Here is a 19,114-nt window from a genome sequence, read left to right on the forward strand (position 1 = left end):
ATCGATGCTCAAAAGAAGACCCACAATTCGAGACCACTCAGCAGAAGCTAATCTGTTTGCTCGTCGCGCGTTTGTGGGTTTTGTTTTTGTCACTATTTTAGTCGCTGTATTGTTGTCTAACTTATACACTATACAGGTTGACGATCATCAGGATTATCAAACCCGCTCCAACGACAACCGCATAAAGGTTATTCCAATTGCACCTAATAGAGGCCTTATATATGACCGAAACGGTGTGCTTCTTGCCGAAAACAAGCCAGTTTATAACCTTGAAGTTATACCCGAAGATGTTAAGAGTCTTGATGACTCGTTAGCAGCCATTAGTCAACTCATCGCTATTTCTGATCAGCAAAAAAGTGACTTTCTTGACGACATCAAACATAACCGCCGCTTTAAAAGCCAAGTATTAAAAGCGCGACTGAACGAATCTGAAGTCGCTAAGTTCTCGGTTAACCAACATAAATTTCCTGGTTTTAGTATTGAGGCCCGTCTTGCTCGCTACTACCCTTACGCCGACACGCTTACCCATGCGCTTGGTTACGTTGCTAAACTAAATAAAAAAGAGCTCGCCAAGCTCGAAATGGATGATCAAGCCACCAATTACAGAGCAACTCACGACATTGGTAAACTAGGTATTGAAAAATATTATGAGCAACTGTTGCACGGACAAGTAGGTTCACAACGAGTTGAAGTAAACAACCGGGGTCGGGTTATTCGCACCTTGAGTATGACCCCACCTGAGCCTGGTCACGATCTTGTGCTCACTCTAGATATTGGCTTACAGCAAATAGCCCAGCACGCGCTAAAAGACATGCGCGGTGCAATTGTGGTGATGGACGCAAAAGACGGTGGAGTTTTGGCGCTTTATTCAAACCCAAGCTACGACCCAAATTTGTTTGTTCATGGTATCAGTAGTAAAAATTATAAAGCATTACTAAACCCCGACCGCCCACTTATAAATAGAACAACTCAAGGGCGATATGCACCGGCATCAACTGTAAAACCACACCTTGCGATCCTTGCTCTTGAAGAAGGTTTAGTAACAGAGCAAACAAAAATGTGGGATCCTGGTTTTTTTCAAATCCCCAATGTAGAACATAAATGGCGTGACTGGAAGCGTTGGGGCCATGGTCATGTTGATGTTTACAAAGCGATTGAAGAGTCATGTGATACCTATTTTTATGATACTGCTTATCGTTTGGGGATCACAAAGATCAGCAACTTTATGGCTCAATTTGGCTTCGGAGATTTAACAGGCATTGATATACACGAAGAAACGAGCGCTATTTTACCATCAAAAGAATGGAAAGAAGGCCGCTTTCGTGAATCGTGGTGGCGAGGAGACACTATTTCTGTCGGAATTGGCCAAGGTTACTGGACCGCCACGCCTATGCAGATTGCAAACGCAACCAATATTCTTGTTAATAAGGGCCGCAACTTCCCACCCCATTTAGTCCAAGTTGCAAAAAAAGAAGATGAAGTAACGCAAATAAATAATGAAGAAAAGCCTCCAGTGGAATTGAAAAATGCTGATCACTGGCGTATTGCTCTGGATGCAATGCATAATACTGTGCATAAAGTAACAGGCACAGCCCACAAAGCATTCAGAGGTGCAACTTATGATCCAGCAGGTAAAACTGGTACAGCTCAAGTCGTCAGTATCGCCCAAGGTGAGCGTTACGATGCAGAATCACTCAAAGAACGACAACGCGACAATGCAATTTATATTGGTTTTGCACCATACAAAGACCCTCAAATTGTGGTATCTGTGGTGGTAGAAAATACCGGTGGAGGTAGCTCTGTTGGCGCTCCTATTGCCCGTCAGTTAATGGATTATTATTTTTCAGCGAATCCCATAACGGTTGCTAGGAGTGTTAAACAATAATGCAATTACATGATAAGCGATCTATTTGGGATAAATTACATTTAGATTTACCTCTGCTACTTGCATTAGTTTGTATGATGGTTGCCAGTTTAACTATTGTTTACAGCGCAAGTGGTCAAAATGATGCAATGATGCTTCGCCACGCTACCCGCATGGCCGCAGCTGTCATAGCGATGATTGTCTTAGCGCAATTTAGCCCAGCGACACTGAAGCGGCTCGTGATTCCATTGTACTGCTTAGGGCTACTCATGTTGGTTGGGGTGATACTTTTTGGTGTTAGTTCAAAAGGAGCGCAACGCTGGTTAGATTTAGGAGTCACCCGCTTTCAACCGTCCGAGCTAATGAAGCTAGCTGTGCCAATGATGGTTGCATGGTATATCGGGCGAAATCACCTCCCCCCTAGGGCATTACACTTAATGGTTGGCTTTGCCATCGTGATTTTACCCACGTTACTTATAATGGAGCAGCCAGATCTTGGCACATCTATTTTAATAGCAAGTTCAGGTATATTCGTCATATTTTTATCAGGACTAAGTTGGCGTCTAATTGGTTTTTTAACAGGATTAGTTGCATTATCTGCTTGGCCCTTTTGGCACTACGGAATGCATGCTTATCAAAAGCAGCGAGTACTAACTTTATTCAACCCTGAGAGTGACCCTCTAGGTTCTGGTTATCATATAATCCAGTCAAAAATAGCCATTGGTTCAGGCGGAATTGAGGGTAAAGGCTGGCTACAAGGTACGCAATCACAACTCGAGTTTTTACCTGAGCGCCACACTGACTTTATTTTTTCAGTACTCAGCGAGGAGTTTGGTCTGTTTGGCGTATGTCTATTGTTATGCATGTACTTATTTATTATAGGTCGCGGTTTATACATTGCCGTCAATGCACAAGATGCATTTGGTAAGTTGCTCGCAGGTGCACTAACCCTTACTTTTTTCGTATATGTATTTGTAAATATTGGCATGGTATCTGGGCTCTTACCGGTTGTAGGTGTTCCTTTGCCATTGATCAGTTATGGTGGTACCTCAATGGTAACCTTAATGGCAGGGTTTGGCATAATTATGTCGATTGCCACTGATAAGAGGATGCTTTTAAAATAATGAAGTGGATGTTGAAGTATATAAGCCTAATGCTGATTGCACTTATATTAAGCGGCTGTAGTAGTTCTGGTAATAAAACGGACCACAGTAGTCGTTATAGCATGAAGCATGATGCCGCACCTTTACGCGCACCAACCGTTTTAGAAATGCAGGACGCTGTTGTAACTGAAGTAATAAAAAGTGCCAGCGCAGGCCGTCCTTATACTGTACTCGGTAAAAACTATACGCCTATGCTGGATGAAACTGGCTACAAGGAAGAAGGTATAGCCTCGTGGTATGGCCGCAAATTCCACGGCTACCATACATCAAATGGTGAGATTTATGATATGTTTGCCATGACTGCCGCACATAAAACATTGCCCTTACCAAGTTTTGTTCGGGTAACTAATACGGCCAATGGTAAGTCTGCCATTGTGCGGGTTAATGATCGTGGCCCTTTTCATGATGATAGAATCATAGACTTATCATACGCAGCGGCTTATAAGCTTGGTTATTACAACCATGGTACAGCCAAGGTTAAGCTTGAGGCTATTACACTGGCGCATTCGCCCACACGTCCAAGTTATATTCAAGTTGCAGCGGGCAGTACATTAGCAAATATTGAAGCACTTGCCTCGTCCTTGCGCCAACAATATCATTTACCTACAAGTATTGTAGAAAAAGATGCCATTTATAGGTTGCGACTTGGACCTATTAAAGACGCTGAGCAAGCTCAGCAAGTGCTAGAAAAATTAAAACAAAACCAATTTCAAAACGCGTTCTTGCTTTACGGCCAATAACACCTTTAGAATGGTGTAACGCGAATCTTTAACTTTAACCATTAATGAGTATGATGAAATCATTTAAATACAAAATTCTCAACGGTGTGTGCGGCTTAGTATGTTCTGCTGCCATTTTCTCTGCAACTGCACAAATAATCCCTGCGCCTCCACAAATTAATGCAAAAGGTTATTTCCTTGTTGATTTTACCACTGGTAAAGTCATTGCTGAAGGTGAGCCAGATACTCGATTAGCGCCTGCAAGCTTAACTAAAATGATGACCAGTTACGTTATTGGCACAGAAATTAAAGCGGGTAATATTGCGCCAACAGATATGGTTACTGTCAGTGAAAAAGCATGGGCCAAAAACTTCCCTGAATCTTCTAAAATGTTTATTGAAGTGGGTAAGCAGGTCAGCGTCGAAGATTTAAACCGTGGTATTATCATTCAATCCGGCAATGATGCATGCGTAGCAATGGCTGAGCATATTGCAGGAAGTGAAAGTGCATTTGCCGATTTAATGAATGCTCACTCTGAAAAATTAGGTATGAGCAACACTCATTTCATTAACAGCCATGGTTTAGATACTGACGCGCACTTCACAACACCTCGCGATATGGCAACGTTAGGTGCAGCACTAATTCGTGATGTTCCTGAGGAATATGCTTTTTACGCTGAAAAGTCATTCACTTTTAACGGTATCAAGCAGTATAACCGCAACTCCTTGTTATGGGATGAAAGCTTGAATGTTGATGGCATTAAAACGGGTCATACTTCAGAAGCTGGCTACAGCTTAGTCACCTCTGCTACCAAAGACGAAATGCGTTTAATCGCTGTAGTTATGGGCACATCAAGTGAACGAGCTCGTAAAGTAGAAAGTAAAAAACTCTTAAACTACGGGTTCCGATTTTTCGAAACAATCACACCATATCAAGCAGGTGATAGCTTTGCAGAGCAACGCATTTGGATGGGTAATAAAGAAAATGTATCATTAGGTATTTTAGAAGATACCCCTATTACCATTCCTCGCGGCCAACGTAAAAATTTAAAAGCTAACTTTGAGCTAGACAAAACATTAGAAGCACCGCTTGCTAAAGGTACTAAAGTTGGCACCTTGTTTTTACAACTTGAAGGCGAAGAGATTGCACAATATCCACTTGTAACGCTTGAAGAAGTTGAGGAAGGCAGCTTCTTTAGCAAAATCTATGATTACTTACGTTTACAGATTATGTAATTAACGATTTAATAATTCTAAGCGCCTTGCACTGCAAGGCGTTTTTTTTTGCCTGAAAAATGCTAGAATGCGCCTCATATCTAACCTGCAAGGTCGAGCGTGGGTTATTAGTCGGTTATCAGAGCATTATGTAAGGAGTCATCGTCGTGGCTACACCCGTAGAAAATACTAAATTTGATGAGTACCTAGAGTACCCTTGTCCTTTTACTTTTAAAGTAATGGGCTTAGCAAACGTTAATTTAACTGACCAAATTCTTGAAAAGTTACAGCCAATTGCTCCTGGCGACTACGCGCCTAAAGTAAAACCTAGCAGTAAAGGTACTTATGAGTCTGTGACCCTTGTTGCAACAGTGACCAGTGGCAAGCATATTGAAGAAATCTACAACGTGATCAGTAATATCGATGACGTTCGTCACATGCTTTAAGCCCTAATTGGAGATTGCAGTGAGCGAAAACACGTTAATCGTGCGTCAATTAGGCCGCCAGCGGTACATGCCAATATGGCAAAAAATGCAAGAGTTTACCGACACTCGAGATGATGCTGTTGCTGATGAAATCTGGTTAGTCGAGCACGAACCTGTTTTCACGCAAGGCCAAGCAGGAAAAGAAGAGCACTTACTTGCACCTGGTGATATTGAAGTGATCAAAGTTGATCGCGGAGGTCAAGTGACCTATCACGGGCCAGGCCAACAAATGATGTATGTTTTATTTAACTTACGTCGTTTAAAAATTGGTGTACGTGAATTAGTAACTTGGCTTGAAGAATGTATTATCGATACATTGAAAGAATATGATATTGAAGCATACGCTAAAGCCGATGCACCGGGTGTGTATGTAAATGATAGTAAAATCGCATCGTTAGGCCTTCGCGTTCGTCGCGGCTGCTCATTTCATGGCTTGGCCTTAAATGTAAGTATGGATTTGAGCCCATTTTTACGTATTAACCCCTGTGGTTATGCGGGTATGAATATGGTGCAGACAACTGATTTAGATGGTCCACAAAACCTCGAGCAAGCAGGTAATGGACTTGTAAAACACATGATCACAAAGCTTAATGCTACACAGGTTAAGCATACTGAAGGGTTTGAAAACGAATGAATAAACCAGTCAAGATGGAACCAGGGGTAAAATTACGTGACGCCGAAAAAATGGCGTTGATCCCAGTTAAAGTATTACCGACTGAAAAAACTGAAATGTTGCGCAAGCCCGAGTGGCTAAAAATACGTTTACCAAAGTCAACTGAACGTATCGACGGCATAAAACAAGCAATGCGTAAGCACGGCTTACACTCAGTATGTGAAGAGGCTTCATGCCCTAACCTATCAGAGTGCTTTAACCATGGTACAGCAACCTTTATGATTTTAGGGGCTATTTGTACTCGTCGTTGCCCGTTTTGTGATGTTGCCCATGGCCGCCCATTAAAACCGGATGCCGCAGAGCCTGAGAAGCTAGCACTAACTATTAAAGACATGAAGTTAAGCTATGTTGTTATAACTTCAGTTGACCGCGATGATTTACGTGACGGCGGTGCGCAGCACTTTGCTGATTGCATTCGCGAAATCCGCAAACACAATCCAACCATTACCATCGAAATTTTAGTCCCTGATTTTCGTGGTCGTATGGACCGTGCACTTGAGATCTTGATTGAAACGCCACCAGATGTGTTTAACCACAACCTCGAAACTGCGCCACGCTTGTACAAGCTTGCTCGCCCAGGTGCTGATTATAAATGGTCATTAGAGTTACTACGTCGCTTTAAAGATGCGCACCCAGAAGTTAAAACTAAATCTGGTTTAATGGTAGGTTTAGGCGAAGAAATTAGCGAAATCGAAGAAGTATTACGCGATTTACGTGAGCATAATGTCGATATGCTAACTGTAGGCCAATACCTACAACCTTCTAAACACCACTTGCCTGTTAAGCGTTATGTACCGCCAGCTGAATTTGATGCGTTGAAAGATTATGCAGATGAAATTGGCTTTACTCATGCAGCCTCAGGCCCATTTGTACGTTCGAGTTATCACGCTGATCAACAAGCCGCGGGTAAAGAAGTTAAGTAATCATTTCTACACAATTGAAAAAGCCGTTAGTAATGAGTTAAGCAACTAACGGCTTTTTTGTGACTGTAATGCAATAAATTGCTGCACATTTTTTACTTCTCTAGGCATGACTGCACGCTCGTGGGCATGTAATTGCGCTAATTTAACTTCTGATAATGGCGTTTTAGCACTGACTGAAGTTAGCTCTAGATTAGGTTGCACATGACTAAATACATAGTGAACTCGTGCAATATGGAACTCTGAGCTGACCAAAGTGGCCGCAGTTATATTTTCCGCTGCGAGTAGTGGCTTAGTGAGTAATGCATCCTCAAAGGTAAAGCGGCTTAGCGCCACCGGTAAAAAAGCAGATTCAGGTATGCCAAGTTCAATTAAATAACTTTTAGTATATTCACCATGAGCATGGTTAGTGGTATTAAAATGCGCTCCAAACCCACCTGTACACAAAATCTTAGCGGGCATTTTTAGATAAGTTTGATACGCCTGTTCGCAACGGCTTTTTGCTATCAATGATAAACTGCCGTCATTATTATTTGGCCCACCTAAAACAATTATTGCTGTTTTAATTACGCTATTCGTCACTGCTCTCATTTCGCCACTCTCAATTGTTCTTTTTTTTGGCTATCATCTTAAAATTATTTTTGCTGTTTGTAATTAATCATTAGGTCAAACGGCTTTTCCTTGAGACAATCACATTAGTTATTTTTAAAACATGGCTTATTATGAAATTATTAGTTAGAAACCTTTCACGCGCAACGACTGAGCAAGATATTCGTGTGTTATTTACCGCTTATGGTAAAGTTGCTGAATGCACGCTTGTATTAGACAAAGAAACAGGTAAATCAAAGGGCTTTGCATTTGTTGAAATGCCTATTGAATCAGAAGCTAACGATGCAATTAAAGCGTTAAACCAAAGCAATGTTGATAAGAACAAGATCCGTGTTAAATTGGCTGACGCTTAAAAAAACCACGCTAGACAAAAAACCAGCAATTGCTGGTTTTTATATCTAGAATCTGAGGCTGGAGGTTAAGGTCTCAATGAAATATTTTTAACCTCAATTGTCGCTTCCCCACCAAGTTCATCCTTTAGATCTGGCACTAAATAAATTGCACTTACGTTCTCTTTTATTATTCCCTTATCGACGGAATTTTCAGGAGTCCAGCTTGGTCTAGCAAAATCCGCTAAACCTATGCAGTGAGTACCCCACTGAGTTTGTGCTGGAAGTATATACTGGTAGTGTGCATAACTTTTATCACCTTGCCCACCATAATCCTTTTGAGAGAGCTTCACAACGAGATTTTTGCTGCTTTTATATTTAAGTAAAATAGCTGAATTACCTTCAAACGTTTGCTCCGGTAAATCATAGATCAGCTCAACCCAAGAATTATTTTTGGCATCCACTCTTGGCACTCGTTTAAACGAAATCCAGATGCGCTCATCTGTTAACAGCGTCTGCTTCATTTTGACTTCACTGCCGTGTGGATCAGTGGCAAAGCGCCAATCTTTTTCATTAAGTGCGGTTGGAGCCGGCTCTTGCTGACACTGCGGTGCTGAGGTTGAAGACACTGAAAGTACAGAGCTAAGTACCATAAGCGATAAGGCTGGAATAAACATACAACATCCTTTTTATTATTTTTTCTTTACAGTTGTTGTTAGCATACCTGAAATTTGTTTTTATTTCAGGCACAAAAAATGGGCAATTAAGCCCACTCTTTTAGCACAATAATATTTATTGCTTAATCATCAGCTTCATCATCAAAATCTGGCGACTGGCGCTGTGCTGGTCTTGCCAAAATTTCCACATAGAAAGATGATAGCTCCTGCTTTTCAATTTCGCTGATACAATTATTAATTTCGGCAACATGCACAACTTGCGCTTCTTCTACTGTGTTACCAAATTTACAATCAAATGCCCAATAATCAGCATCGAACGGTAACGTTTTGTTACGCTCTCTTTTCAAATATTTTTTCACTTCATGCTTTGCAGCGTCAACCATGCGAGGGTATTTGATTTTCTCGTGATTCAGCGTGAATGTTTTCTTCATTATGTTCCTAAATTACCTTGGTTTAATGATAATGGCATTTTTGAATCCCATTTAAGGCCATTATAGCAACTGCATTTAAGTTTTGGGTGCTTTTTTTTCCTTAAACTGAATAAATTACTTTAGCGGTTATTTATTGCAAAAAAGTGTCATGCTTGGGCCACGTGTAACGGCTGGTGTAATGCGTCATTATTAAGGTTGTCGTAAAATGCGGCCGCATCAATTTGTGGGTTATCTAGTTGCGTTTCTTTATCAAGATGACGCTTGCGAACCGCTGGCTCACAGTTATCGATAATGTGAAGAGGAATATGTTGCTTATCATCTCGAACAGCAAGCGGCTCAGGTGATAAACAGCTGCGTAAGCGTATATCACTCATTCCTGCTTGGTGCAAAATCTGTGCGTTGTGCTCACCGATAAGCATATCAAACTCATCTGGCGCAAGAGGTTGTTTGGGGCCAGCGCCGAGCTCAGAGCGCAACTGTGCTTCATCGTATTCTTTCGCATCAGCGCCAAATGGGGTTTTGGGTAAATGAAATTGACTAAAATCTAGAGCATCATGGGACAACATAGCTAAAAGTAACGCAAACTCGCCTCGACGTGATTCACACACGCTTTTCGCGAGGCGATTGTCGAGCTGACTCTCTGTGATTAACAATCCATCAATTTGCATAGACTTTGGCCGATTATGTTCATGAATAAATATTTATCGGCATTATTTGATATTTCTTTAGCTTTTTTCTTTACTTAAATAATAAGTTTGCTATTATCGGCGCCGTTGCATTGGAGGGGTTCCCGAGCGGCCAAAGGGATCAGACTGTAAATCTGACGGCTCAGCCTTCGCTGGTTCGAATCCAGCTCCCTCCACCACTTTTCTTACCGCTAAGTTAAGTGGGGCCAAATGTAACAAAATAGTGTGGAGGGGTTCCCGAGCGGCCAAAGGGATCAGACTGTAAATCTGACGGCTCAGCCTTCGCTGGTTCGAATCCAGCTCCCTCCACCACTTCTTTCTACCTCAGTTTTTTAATTATAAAAAATCAATACACTAATCAAATACCCATTGTAAACTCATGCCATGCTGCTTTAGCCATTGTGATGCTTTTTTGTATTGCGGATGAAACGTCCCCACTCTCAACCAAAACTGACTACTGTGGTTTAAGTATTTTAAATGTGATAATTCATGCACTACCACATAATCAATCACCCATTTTGGCGCACCGACTAGTAAAAGGTTAAACGTCAACTCTCTACGACGATTACAACTGCCCCAACGTCGTTTATAAATCATGATTTTTAACTTGTTCGGTAACTCTTCCCCCATTTGCTTACAATAATCATGTATTCGCATTTCAATATAACTTTCTAATTGAGCGTGCAAAAAACTTTCTAGCTGACTTTGATACATTGCTGTTTTATTTTTTACACGAGGTGAAACTGTGATGTTTAGGCCTGACATTATACCACTGTCAATTTCAGCCACTGCCGTTTTTTTACCGATATTAAAGCTGAGCTTCAATGGTGAGCCAAACAAGTTAATCTGCAAGGATTTGAGTGGTAACTGCTGCGTTTGTATTAATTCACTTTGTTTTGTTATCTGTAATTGAATCCAATCTTGTTTTGTTTGTAACCAGTGTTCTATTGAAGCAACCGCGACACCATAAGGAGCATAAACCGTCAGTGATTGCTGTTGTACTTTCATCGCAACCGTTTTACGCCGGCGGCTTCGTTTTAATGTGTATTCAACCAATTTAAACTCTTGAGCGCACTAATAAAGAAATTTGCATGCGCATATAATACCTTGCTAAATAACTGCTAATCTATAAATAAGTATAATAATTTAAAGCTCAAACAATTATGCCAGATAAGCCTTGTTGCAGTTATACCTCACCTGATAACAAACAATGCCAAGAAACAGACATGGGCACAGGATTTTGCTTTTGGCACGATAAAAAGTTTGATAAAACAGGCCTTGAGTTGACTCAAAAGCTAGAACGCTATGCAAAAAAAGGTGGACTACTCCAAGGACTCGAGCTTCAACGCGCAAATTTAACCGGACTCAACTTGGTTAAACATGATGACGAGGAAGGATTCGATCTTTCTTATAGTAATTTCTACCGTACAAACCTTTCAGGCGCTCACTTATTTAATAATAAAATTGCTAATGCTTCATTGATGAAAGCCAACCTTCACGAAGCAAGTCTGCATTATTGTAATCTTCAACACACAAACTTATTAGGTATAAAGTTACATAACACGCGAATAGATAATATAGATTTAGGCGTTCAGCTACTTCAAGAAAAGCAAGCAAAAGCGGCCTTTAAAAAGCAAGATGCGGCTAAATCAATAGATCTTTATGAACAATCTGAAGAGATTTATCGTAATTTGAGAAAAGCGTCTGAGCAACAGGGGTTGTTTGAACTGGCGGGTAATTTTACCTTTAAAGAACTTAGAATGCGTCATGAGCAATATCCAAAATATTCTTTAAAGCGACTCAGTTCAAGCTTTATTAATATGTTATGTGGTTACGGTGAAAAACCACAAAATGTGATTCGCTTTAGTTTATCACTCATCGTTATCTGTGCTTTGTGCTATTTCCTATTTGGCGTTACATACAACGACACTCTTTTAAAACTCAACTTTTCGGCCCCATTAAGTGACAATTTATCAGCCTTACTAAACAGTTTTTATTTTAGTGTGGTTACCTTTACTACTTTGGGGTATGGCGATATAACTCCAATTGGCGTATCACGTTTGATCGCGGCGATTGAAGCTTTCTGTGGCAGCTTTTCTTTAGCCTTATTCGTAGTCGTATTTGTAAAACGAATGACGCGTTAGGAAAAGTTAGAAATATACAATCAGGCTATAACTATTATTCATATTGATGGTATGATAATTACTAATATATTTTTCAGTTAGTTTTGTTTTTTAAATTAATTATTTTCACGCATTTCATTTTCAATCAAGTAGTTAACTGATTGTAATGACAAAATTTGAGCCGCTATGCTGTCTGCTTTTTTTATTACCGACCAGAATCCTAGTCTCATCATTAACGGGACTTATAATCCATTACTGGTTACATTATCAGTCCTCACTGCCATTTTTGCAGCTTATTTTTCAGCACTACTAATTGATCTTGCTAAAGTAACCCGATTTCATAACTACCAGAAGCTCGCTAACTCTACGGCTGCATTAGTCCTATCAGGCGGTATTTGGAGTATGCACTTTATTGGCATGTTAGCGTTCTCCTTATGCACAAATATTAGCTATGATCCAGCATTGACCTTTTTATCTTTTATACCCGCATTTTTGGCCTGCCTCACAGCGACATCAATGCTTGTTAAAGAAGATAAAACGAATATAGAATTGATCATTCCTGCCATTTTACTGGGGGCAGGGATTGGAACGATGCATTACAGTGGTATGGCGGCTATGGAGCTTAGCCCATTACTTAGATATGATCCGCTGACGTTCAGTTTGTCTATTTTGGTTGCTGTTGTACTTGCGTATATTTCACTTTATGCCCGCTTTAATATCAACCGACACTTCCCAAAATTAAACGTGACGCAAACCCGTCTTATTAGTGCAATTATTTTAGGTTTTGCCGTTGCAGGAATGCACTACATGGGCATGGCCGCAACTCGCTTTGTTGCAGTATCACCTTTAATTACTGACGGACAAAGCTCAGAGCTTACTTTAATTGCTATTAGCGTGGTTTTCTCAACAATTATTCTCACAGCTATTGTTGCTATCATCAACGGTATGGTGCGCTACCGAATGCTACTAGAAGATAAGACCAGTAATGAATCAAGGCTCGCTGCAATTTTATCTACCGCCATTGATGGCATAGTGACAATAGATCAAAAAGGTAGCATCCTCAGTTTCAACAAAGCAGCTGAACATATATTCGGTTGGCAAGAAGCAGAAGTGCAAGGGAATAACGTCAAAATGCTGATGGATGAAGAGATTGCTAAACATCACGATGGCTACTTATCTAAAGCAAGAACAAATACAATTGATGTAAAAGCTGTCATTGGGGTCAACCGTGATGTTTTTGCAAAGCACAAAAATGGGAATGTCTTCCCCATTCGCTTAGGGGTTGGAGAGGTAAAGCAACCTAATCAAGAGCCATTATATGTTGGCTTTATTACAGACCTGACTGAGCAACGCAAACTACAGCAAGACTTAGTCACTAAAGAACAACAATATCGTTCTTTGATGGATAACATGCCTGGCGTTGTTTTTCGTTGCCACATAAACGAAAAATGGAGCATGATATTTATCAGCCCTAATATCAATGAAATGACTGGCTATATACCTAATGAGTTTATAAACAAAAATATAGAATATGGCGATTTACTATTCAAAGACGATATTGCGCATATAAATAAAGTTGTCGAGCAAGCGATTGCTAAAAAAGAGCAATACTCTATTGAATACAGATTGCGTCACCGTAATGGCAAACTAATATGGATACTTGAAAAGGGTAGCTTTGAATTTAATCAACAAGGCGAAGCTATTTGGATTGATGGTGTTTTAGTCGATATCAGTGAACGACGAGAGTACGAAGACAAGCTAAAACTTGCCAAGATTGCAGCAGAAGAAGCTGCACAAGCTAAACAGTCATTTATGGCCAACATGAGTCATGAAATTCGCACTCCGATGAATTCAATTATTGGTTTTAGTGACTTACTGATGGATACGCCTCTTGATCAAGAGCAACAAAAGCATCTGGTGACCGTTAACAATGCTGCTCGCTCATTGCTTAGGCTGTTAAATGAGGTACTTGACTCTGCTAAACTTGAAAAAGGAAAATTAACCATTGAACCAGTGCATTTCAATTTGCAACCTGTGCTCGACAGTATAATTTCAACCTTTTGGTTAGAAGCCAAGAAAAAAAACCTGGAAGTAACGTTAACAATCAAAGACTCTGTTCATAAAGCTTATTATGGCGACCCCGATCGTATTCGCCAAGTACTAACAAACTTGATTGGCAATGCTATTAAGTTTACCGAACAAGGTTCTATCCATGTAACAGTGAGTACGACACAAAATGAACACCTGTTTTTTGAAGTTCAAGACACGGGGATTGGTATTGCACCAGAGCGCATAAAAGCCATATTTCAGCCTTTTGAACAAGCTGACGGCACCACTACACGCCGTTTTGGTGGCACAGGGCTTGGTACTACTATTAGCAAACAATTAGTTGAGCTTATGGGCGGAACTATCAACTTAGTGAGTAAAGAAAATAAAGGCAGCTGCTTCTTTTTCACACTTCCGTTAGAGGTTGGTGATGAAAACCTTATAAACTACTTTGACGGTTTACACACGCAATTACCAGCTCTTCGCATCTTAGTAGTTGACGATATTGAACAAAATGTAGAACTGCTACGTTTGTTGCTCTCTCGTGATAAGCATACAGTCAGCACCGCGAGCAATGGATTAGAAGCTCTGGCTATTTTTGAACAACAAGATTTTGATGTAATTTTAATGGACATTCATATGCCACAGTGCGATGGCATAACAGCGACTCAAAAAATACGCGAGATTGAACAACATAGGCAACTAAAAAACACCCCAATTATTGCCTTAACAGCGAGCGTTTTACAGCAAGATAAGTTAACCGCTAAAAAGGCCGGTATGAATGGCTTTGCCAACAAACCAGTTGATATTAACCAGCTAAACCAAGAAATTTCTCAAGTACTTGGCTATGGTCTAAAAAAAGAAGTACTCATAGAACAAAAAGACCCCAAAGCAAAGCATATTGATTTTGAAAGAGGGCGCCAACTGTGGGGCAGCAAGTGCAAACAAATTACACAAATACAGCGTTTCCTGGATCAACAGCAAACGCTTTGCGATGCCCTGTTTACTGGCGGGCTCGATGCCTTAGATAATGCACACAGTAACCTGCATACATTAAAAGGGTTGGCGGGTAACTTAGGTTTACCGACTATGATGGCGTTATTTTCAGAGCTTGAGAAGGCACAATCTCCTCAATTGCAAACTGAGCTAATTTCTAAACTTGAAGTTGAATTAACAGCGGTAAACTTATTACTCGAGGAAAAAACCTTAGCATGTAAACCAGCTATAACCGCAGATAATGCACAATACACGAGCGCGCTCTCTATCATCGAATTTAAACGACTTTGTGAGCAACTGTATAAAGACGCTGAGCATGCAGAGCTTAATGATGAACTTTTAGACAAGATTAAACGTCATACACCTGAAGGGTATCAAACCGATATCGACAATTTGGTTGAATACTTCGACGAATTTGATTTCGATGCAGCACAAGATAGTTTAAAAGCTTTAATTGAGCTGTTGAATAAAACAGAACAAATGGAGGTCCAGTGATGGATATTAACGCAAACCGACCTCGTGTATTAATTGTTGATGATGAGCCTGCTAACCTTAAAGTGATGCGTGAGGTGTTAAGTAACCAATACCGTTTATCGTTTGCAAAATCGGGTGAAGCCGCCCTTGCGCTTATAGATAGAGAACCGCCTAAGCTTATATTACTCGATATTATGATGCCTGATATGAATGGCTTTGAAGTATGTAAACGGTTAAAAGCTAATCCAGCAACCCAGCATATTCCGATTATTTTTGTTACTGCTCTTGCTGATGAAAGCGATGAATTTAAAGGTTTCGAAATAGGCGCTGTTGACTACATCACAAAACCTATAAGCCCTGCTATTGTTCGCTCTAGAGTAAAAACACACCTATCACTGGTGCAAGCAGAACAACTGAAACTCGCGCACGTTGATTTAGTTCACCGTCTTGGTCAAGCGGCTGAATATAAGGACACTGATACCGGCGAACACATTGTTCGAATGAGTAAGTATAGTAAAATATTGGCGCTGGCTTATGGAATGGATGAACATCACGCCGAGCTTATAAGGCAGGCTGCTCCCATGCACGACATAGGTAAAATTGGTATTCCTGATGCAATTTTATTAAAGCCAGGAAAGCTCACATCTAATGAGTTTGATTATATGAAGCAGCACGCTGAAATAGGCGCCAAGATATTAGCAAACTCAACCTCACCGTTATTGCAACTCGCTTATGTCCTCGCTATGGAACATCATGAAAAGTGGGATGGCACTGGTTACCCTAACGGTGTTAAAGGTGAAGAGATTTCAATTGAGGGGCGCATAGTCGCCATCGCCGATGTGTTTGATGCGCTTACCTCTAAACGCCCTTATAAGCAGGCGTGGAGTGTCGATGAAGCACTCACCCACATGAGAGAACAAGCAGGTAAGCACTTTGATCCGCAGCTTATTGACCTGTTTGAACGCCAGCTTGATGAAGTTATGAAAGTATACTCAACCTACCAAAACTGATTTATCGATAGCTTTGCTGACATGGCTGTAATCATGGGAAGTAATCTCATGATTATTACCACTGTTATCTTTAAAATACATCGAAAATGTTACACCGTGGTCGGCAATAATCGTTTTGATTTTATGCGATTCGAAGTGGCTAAGCCAAGTAATAAATTGCTGCCCTGTTGCGCCAAACGCGATTCCTTTACTTGCCCCTGTGCGCTCAAATAATGCCAGTCGTGTTGTTGCTGCTGCGTCTTGGAGTGTCAGCGGGCCTTTGCCCTCATCCCAAAACGCAAGCTCAGGCACAATATTAAAACCGAGTATCTCCTTATACCAAACAACAGCCTCGGCCAAATTTTCAACATTAAGATGGCAATGATCAATACCCGATAATAATGGTGCGGTCATATTATTCACCTACTTCTGACTTTAACTGCTCAATAAATGCCAACATATAATCAGTGCGGCGCTGAGCTTCTGCTTTAGCTGACGGTGTATTCATACTCTTTGCGACATGGAGTAGCTTAATAAAGAAATGATCAAGAGTATAAAGCTTATCGTCTGCTTCACGGTCTAGGCAAAAAGGGTCTTGTGGATGATATAAATGACGGCTTATTGAGCCCCCTACTTTCATGCAACGACTAACCCCTATTGCACCGAGTGCATCCATTCTGTCTGCATCTTGAACGATTTGCGCTTCAATCGATTGTACTTTTATATTAGCACTGAAGCTATGGGCTGCAATAGCATGATGAATCGCATCAAAGTAGCTTTCATCGTAGCCAATAGAGGCTAAAAAGGTGATCGCTTTATCTGCCGCCATGGTTGACGCTTTTGCACGATCTGGATGGTTTTTTGCAACCGCTACACAATCGTGTAACCATGCTGCAGGGAGCACTACAGCCATCTCGGCCTGCTCTGCAATACATAATTGTTTGGCTACTCTCACAACCCGTTCAATATGGGTTATATCATGGGCTACATCAGCGCAAATAAGTGACGAGATGAAGCTACGACATTCATTTTCAAGTTGTTGTAGCGGCGCTGGTAACGCTATTTGCTGTTCCATAAATTTCGCTGTTTCAATGTAAAACAATATATTACGGCTACTTTAACGCGGTTATAGGCACTTGTGCAAAACATTCATTGTATGTTCGACCCCGCTTTACTAAAATAGCCGCTAATTTATCTGTTATGAGTATGCAAATGTCATCTGCTATTTACCTGCAAGCTGGTCGTGAGAAGTCTTTAAAAAGAAAGCACCCTTGGTTATTTTCTAAAGCTATTAAAAAAATTAAGGGCAAACCTGGCCTAGGTGACACCGTTACTATTCACGATAACGAAGGTAAATTCCTAGCAACTGCTGCTTATAGCCCGCATTCGCAAATTCGTGCACGTGTTTGGAGTTTTGATGAAAAAGAGGTTATCGACCAAAACTTTTTTGAGCGTCGTTTGCGTCGCGCTTTGCAAGCTCGCGCCCAAGTTATTGAAGAAGGTGGCTTAACCGGTTTTCGTTTATGTGCCGCTGAGTCTGACTTTTTACCAGGCGTAACCATTGATAAATTTGACAATGTATTAGTTTGTCAGTTATTGAGCGCAGGTGCAGAGCGCCATAAAGGTGAAATTGTCGCCGCTCTAATGACTATTTTTCCTGGTTGTGATGTATATGAGCGCTCTGATGTTGATGTACGTAACAAAGAAGGTTTGGAGCCTACAACGGGTGTGCTGTGGGGCAATAAACCACAACAGCCAGTATTAATTGAAGAAAACGGTTTAAAACTCGAAGTTGATATTATTGAAGGCCATAAAACTGGCTTTTACCTTGATCAACGTGATAGCCGTGCCGCCTTAGAACGCTTTTCTAAAGACAAAAAAGTACTTAACTGCTTTAGCTATACTGGTACTTTTTCACTTTATGCATTACGTGGGGGGTGTGAGCATGTCACTAATGTTGATGTATCACAACCTGCTCTTGATACAGCAAAGCGCAACGTTGAACATAACAATCTTGATTTAAATAAAGTCGATTTTGTCAAACAAGATGTCTTTAAGCTATTACGTCAATACCGTGAAGAAGGCGTTTTATTCGACACCATCGTAATGGACCCACCAAAATTTGCAGATAACAAAGCGCAACTCACTGGCGCGTGTCGTGGTTATAAAGATATCAACATGATTGCTATGCAAATACTTAAACCCGGCGGCACATTACTCACATTCTCATGCTCAGGCTTGATGGAGCAAAATTTGTTCCAAAAAGTGGTTGCCGATGCAGCGCTTGATGCAGGTAAAGACTTGTTGATTATGGAGCGTTTAAACCAAGCTGCAGATCACCCTATTGCTGGTAGCTACCCAGAAGGTTTTTACCTCAAAGGATTAATTTGTAAAGTATATTAGTCTGACAACGCAGTCTAATTAAACTGCATAATCTCAAGCCCGGCGGTGATCGTGCCATCGTCTTCTTTAGAGGCACGAATCACTTTAGCGACAGCATCTAACGGTGCAATTGTTGGACTCGTGGAGTCAATTTTAACCTTAACAATTGTGCCTATCTCTAACAGATCGTCTAATTGCAAAGATAAACCTGTAGCACTCAAATCAACACATAATGCGTCGTATTGCTCATCTTTAATTGGCTCTAACGTTGTTAAAGTGGCTTTTGCGTTAATTTGCATCCGTCTAAAATTACGTTGGTCTTCATTAAGCATAC

General features: G+C 40.8%; 20 protein-coding genes and 2 tRNA genes. 14 read left to right on the forward strand and 8 right to left on the reverse strand.

Going from position 1 to position 19,114, the window contains the following annotated elements:
• Window positions 1-4: 4 nt before the first annotated feature.
• The 7 genes from mrdA (at window position 5) to lipA (ending at window position 7,041) form a co-directional block, all read left to right on the forward strand.
• Window positions 5-1,885 carry a penicillin-binding protein 2 gene (gene mrdA, locus ACFI4Z_RS07410; RefSeq protein ID WP_462670034.1) on the forward strand — a complete coding sequence of 627 codons (1,881 nt, stop codon included), beginning with the start codon at window positions 5-7 and terminating at the stop codon, window positions 1,883-1,885.
• Window positions 1,882-2,988, forward strand: a complete 1,107-nt coding sequence (gene rodA / locus ACFI4Z_RS07415) for a rod shape-determining protein RodA (RefSeq protein ID WP_462670229.1) — start codon at window positions 1,882-1,884, stop codon at window positions 2,986-2,988. The genes mrdA and rodA overlap by 4 nt, the downstream gene beginning before the upstream one ends.
• An 8-nt stretch (window positions 2,989-2,996) precedes the next feature.
• Entirely contained in the window at window positions 2,997-3,767 is a 771-nt protein-coding gene (locus ACFI4Z_RS07420) for a septal ring lytic transglycosylase RlpA family protein (protein WP_462670035.1), read from the forward strand.
• Between the two features lie 53 nt (window positions 3,768-3,820).
• On the forward strand, window positions 3,821-4,981 hold the full coding sequence (locus tag ACFI4Z_RS07425) for a serine hydrolase (RefSeq protein ID WP_462670036.1): 1,161 nt from the start codon (window positions 3,821-3,823) through the stop codon (window positions 4,979-4,981).
• 146 nt (window positions 4,982-5,127) lie between these two features.
• On the forward strand, window positions 5,128-5,406 hold the full coding sequence (ybeD, locus tag ACFI4Z_RS07430; RefSeq protein ID WP_058560556.1) for a DUF493 family protein YbeD: 279 nt from the start codon (window positions 5,128-5,130) through the stop codon (window positions 5,404-5,406).
• Window positions 5,407-5,425: 19 nt separating this feature from the next.
• Complete coding sequence (gene lipB, locus ACFI4Z_RS07435) at window positions 5,426-6,079, forward strand: lipoyl(octanoyl) transferase LipB (protein WP_462670037.1); 654 nt, start codon at window positions 5,426-5,428, stop codon at window positions 6,077-6,079.
• On the forward strand, window positions 6,076-7,041 hold the full coding sequence (gene lipA / locus ACFI4Z_RS07440) for a lipoyl synthase (RefSeq protein WP_462670038.1): 966 nt from the start codon (window positions 6,076-6,078) through the stop codon (window positions 7,039-7,041). The genes lipB and lipA overlap by 4 nt, the downstream gene beginning before the upstream one ends.
• A 45-nt stretch (window positions 7,042-7,086) precedes the next feature.
• Here lipA and ACFI4Z_RS07445 read toward each other — a convergent pair whose 3' ends face one another.
• Window positions 7,087-7,629: a YdcF family protein gene (locus ACFI4Z_RS07445; protein WP_462670039.1), complete on the reverse strand. Its 543-nt coding sequence runs from the start codon at window positions 7,627-7,629 to the stop codon at window positions 7,087-7,089.
• A 131-nt stretch (window positions 7,630-7,760) separates the two neighbouring features.
• On the opposite strand from ACFI4Z_RS07445, the gene ACFI4Z_RS07450 reads away from it, so the two are divergent.
• Window positions 7,761-8,000, forward strand: a complete 240-nt coding sequence (locus ACFI4Z_RS07450; protein ID WP_058560552.1) for an RNA recognition motif domain-containing protein — start codon at window positions 7,761-7,763, stop codon at window positions 7,998-8,000.
• Window positions 8,001-8,065: 65 nt separating this feature from the next.
• Here ACFI4Z_RS07450 and ACFI4Z_RS07455 read toward each other — a convergent pair whose 3' ends face one another.
• From ACFI4Z_RS07455 to ACFI4Z_RS07465, 3 genes are all read right to left on the reverse strand, one after another.
• Window positions 8,066-8,653, reverse strand: a complete 588-nt coding sequence (locus ACFI4Z_RS07455) for a hypothetical protein (RefSeq protein ID WP_462670040.1) — start codon at window positions 8,651-8,653, stop codon at window positions 8,066-8,068.
• A 122-nt stretch (window positions 8,654-8,775) separates the two neighbouring features.
• Entirely contained in the window at window positions 8,776-9,084 is a 309-nt protein-coding gene (locus ACFI4Z_RS07460; RefSeq protein WP_462670041.1) for a DUF6172 family protein, read from the reverse strand.
• Window positions 9,085-9,230: 146 nt separating this feature from the next.
• The gene (locus ACFI4Z_RS07465; protein ID WP_462670042.1) at window positions 9,231-9,752 is read right to left on the reverse strand and encodes a VC2046/SO_2500 family protein; all 522 of its coding nucleotides are present in this window, start codon (window positions 9,750-9,752) and stop codon (window positions 9,231-9,233) included.
• A gap of 112 nt (window positions 9,753-9,864) precedes the next feature.
• Here ACFI4Z_RS07465 and ACFI4Z_RS07470 point away from each other — a divergent pair.
• Window positions 9,865-9,949 (forward strand) — tRNA-Tyr (locus ACFI4Z_RS07470).
• A gap of 48 nt (window positions 9,950-9,997) precedes the next feature.
• A tRNA-Tyr gene (locus ACFI4Z_RS07475) sits at window positions 9,998-10,082 on the forward strand.
• A gap of 42 nt (window positions 10,083-10,124) precedes the next feature.
• Here ACFI4Z_RS07475 and ACFI4Z_RS07480 read toward each other — a convergent pair.
• Entirely contained in the window at window positions 10,125-10,826 is a 702-nt protein-coding gene (locus tag ACFI4Z_RS07480; protein WP_462670043.1) for a M48 family metallopeptidase, read from the reverse strand.
• A 107-nt stretch (window positions 10,827-10,933) separates the two neighbouring features.
• Here ACFI4Z_RS07480 and ACFI4Z_RS07485 point away from each other — a divergent pair, with 107 nt between their 5' ends.
• From ACFI4Z_RS07485 to ACFI4Z_RS07495, 3 genes are all read left to right on the forward strand, one after another.
• Entirely contained in the window at window positions 10,934-11,914 is a 981-nt protein-coding gene (locus tag ACFI4Z_RS07485) for an ion channel (RefSeq protein ID WP_462670044.1), read from the forward strand.
• A gap of 165 nt (window positions 11,915-12,079) precedes the next feature.
• Window positions 12,080-15,430 carry a PAS domain S-box protein gene (locus tag ACFI4Z_RS07490; protein ID WP_462670045.1) on the forward strand — a complete coding sequence of 1,117 codons (3,351 nt, stop codon included), beginning with the start codon at window positions 12,080-12,082 and terminating at the stop codon, window positions 15,428-15,430.
• Entirely contained in the window at window positions 15,430-16,419 is a 990-nt protein-coding gene (locus ACFI4Z_RS07495; protein WP_462670046.1) for a response regulator, read from the forward strand. The genes ACFI4Z_RS07490 and ACFI4Z_RS07495 overlap by 1 nt, the downstream gene beginning before the upstream one ends.
• Here the strand turns inward: ACFI4Z_RS07495 and ACFI4Z_RS07500 are convergent.
• Together ACFI4Z_RS07500 and ACFI4Z_RS07505 are read right to left on the reverse strand one after the other, a co-directional pair.
• Window positions 16,402-16,812 (reverse strand): VOC family protein, encoded by a 411-nt coding sequence (locus ACFI4Z_RS07500; RefSeq protein ID WP_462670047.1) that lies wholly within the window; start codon window positions 16,810-16,812, stop codon window positions 16,402-16,404. The two genes, ACFI4Z_RS07495 and ACFI4Z_RS07500, sit on opposite strands and share 18 nt — an antisense overlap.
• Window position 16,813: 1 nt before the next feature.
• On the reverse strand, window positions 16,814-17,473 hold the full coding sequence (locus ACFI4Z_RS07505) for an HD domain-containing protein (protein WP_462670048.1): 660 nt from the start codon (window positions 17,471-17,473) through the stop codon (window positions 16,814-16,816).
• Between the two features lie 137 nt (window positions 17,474-17,610).
• Between ACFI4Z_RS07505 and ACFI4Z_RS07510 the strand changes: the two genes are divergently transcribed.
• On the forward strand, window positions 17,611-18,801 hold the full coding sequence (locus tag ACFI4Z_RS07510) for a class I SAM-dependent methyltransferase (protein ID WP_462670049.1): 1,191 nt from the start codon (window positions 17,611-17,613) through the stop codon (window positions 18,799-18,801).
• 14 nt (window positions 18,802-18,815) lie between these two features.
• Here ACFI4Z_RS07510 and ACFI4Z_RS07515 read toward each other — a convergent pair whose 3' ends face one another.
• Window positions 18,816-19,112: a PilZ domain-containing protein gene (locus ACFI4Z_RS07515; protein WP_394192191.1), complete on the reverse strand. Its 297-nt coding sequence runs from the start codon at window positions 19,110-19,112 to the stop codon at window positions 18,816-18,818.
• Window positions 19,113-19,114 lie beyond the last annotated feature (2 nt).

Source organism: Pseudoalteromonas sp. RWi3 (assembly GCF_054960735.1).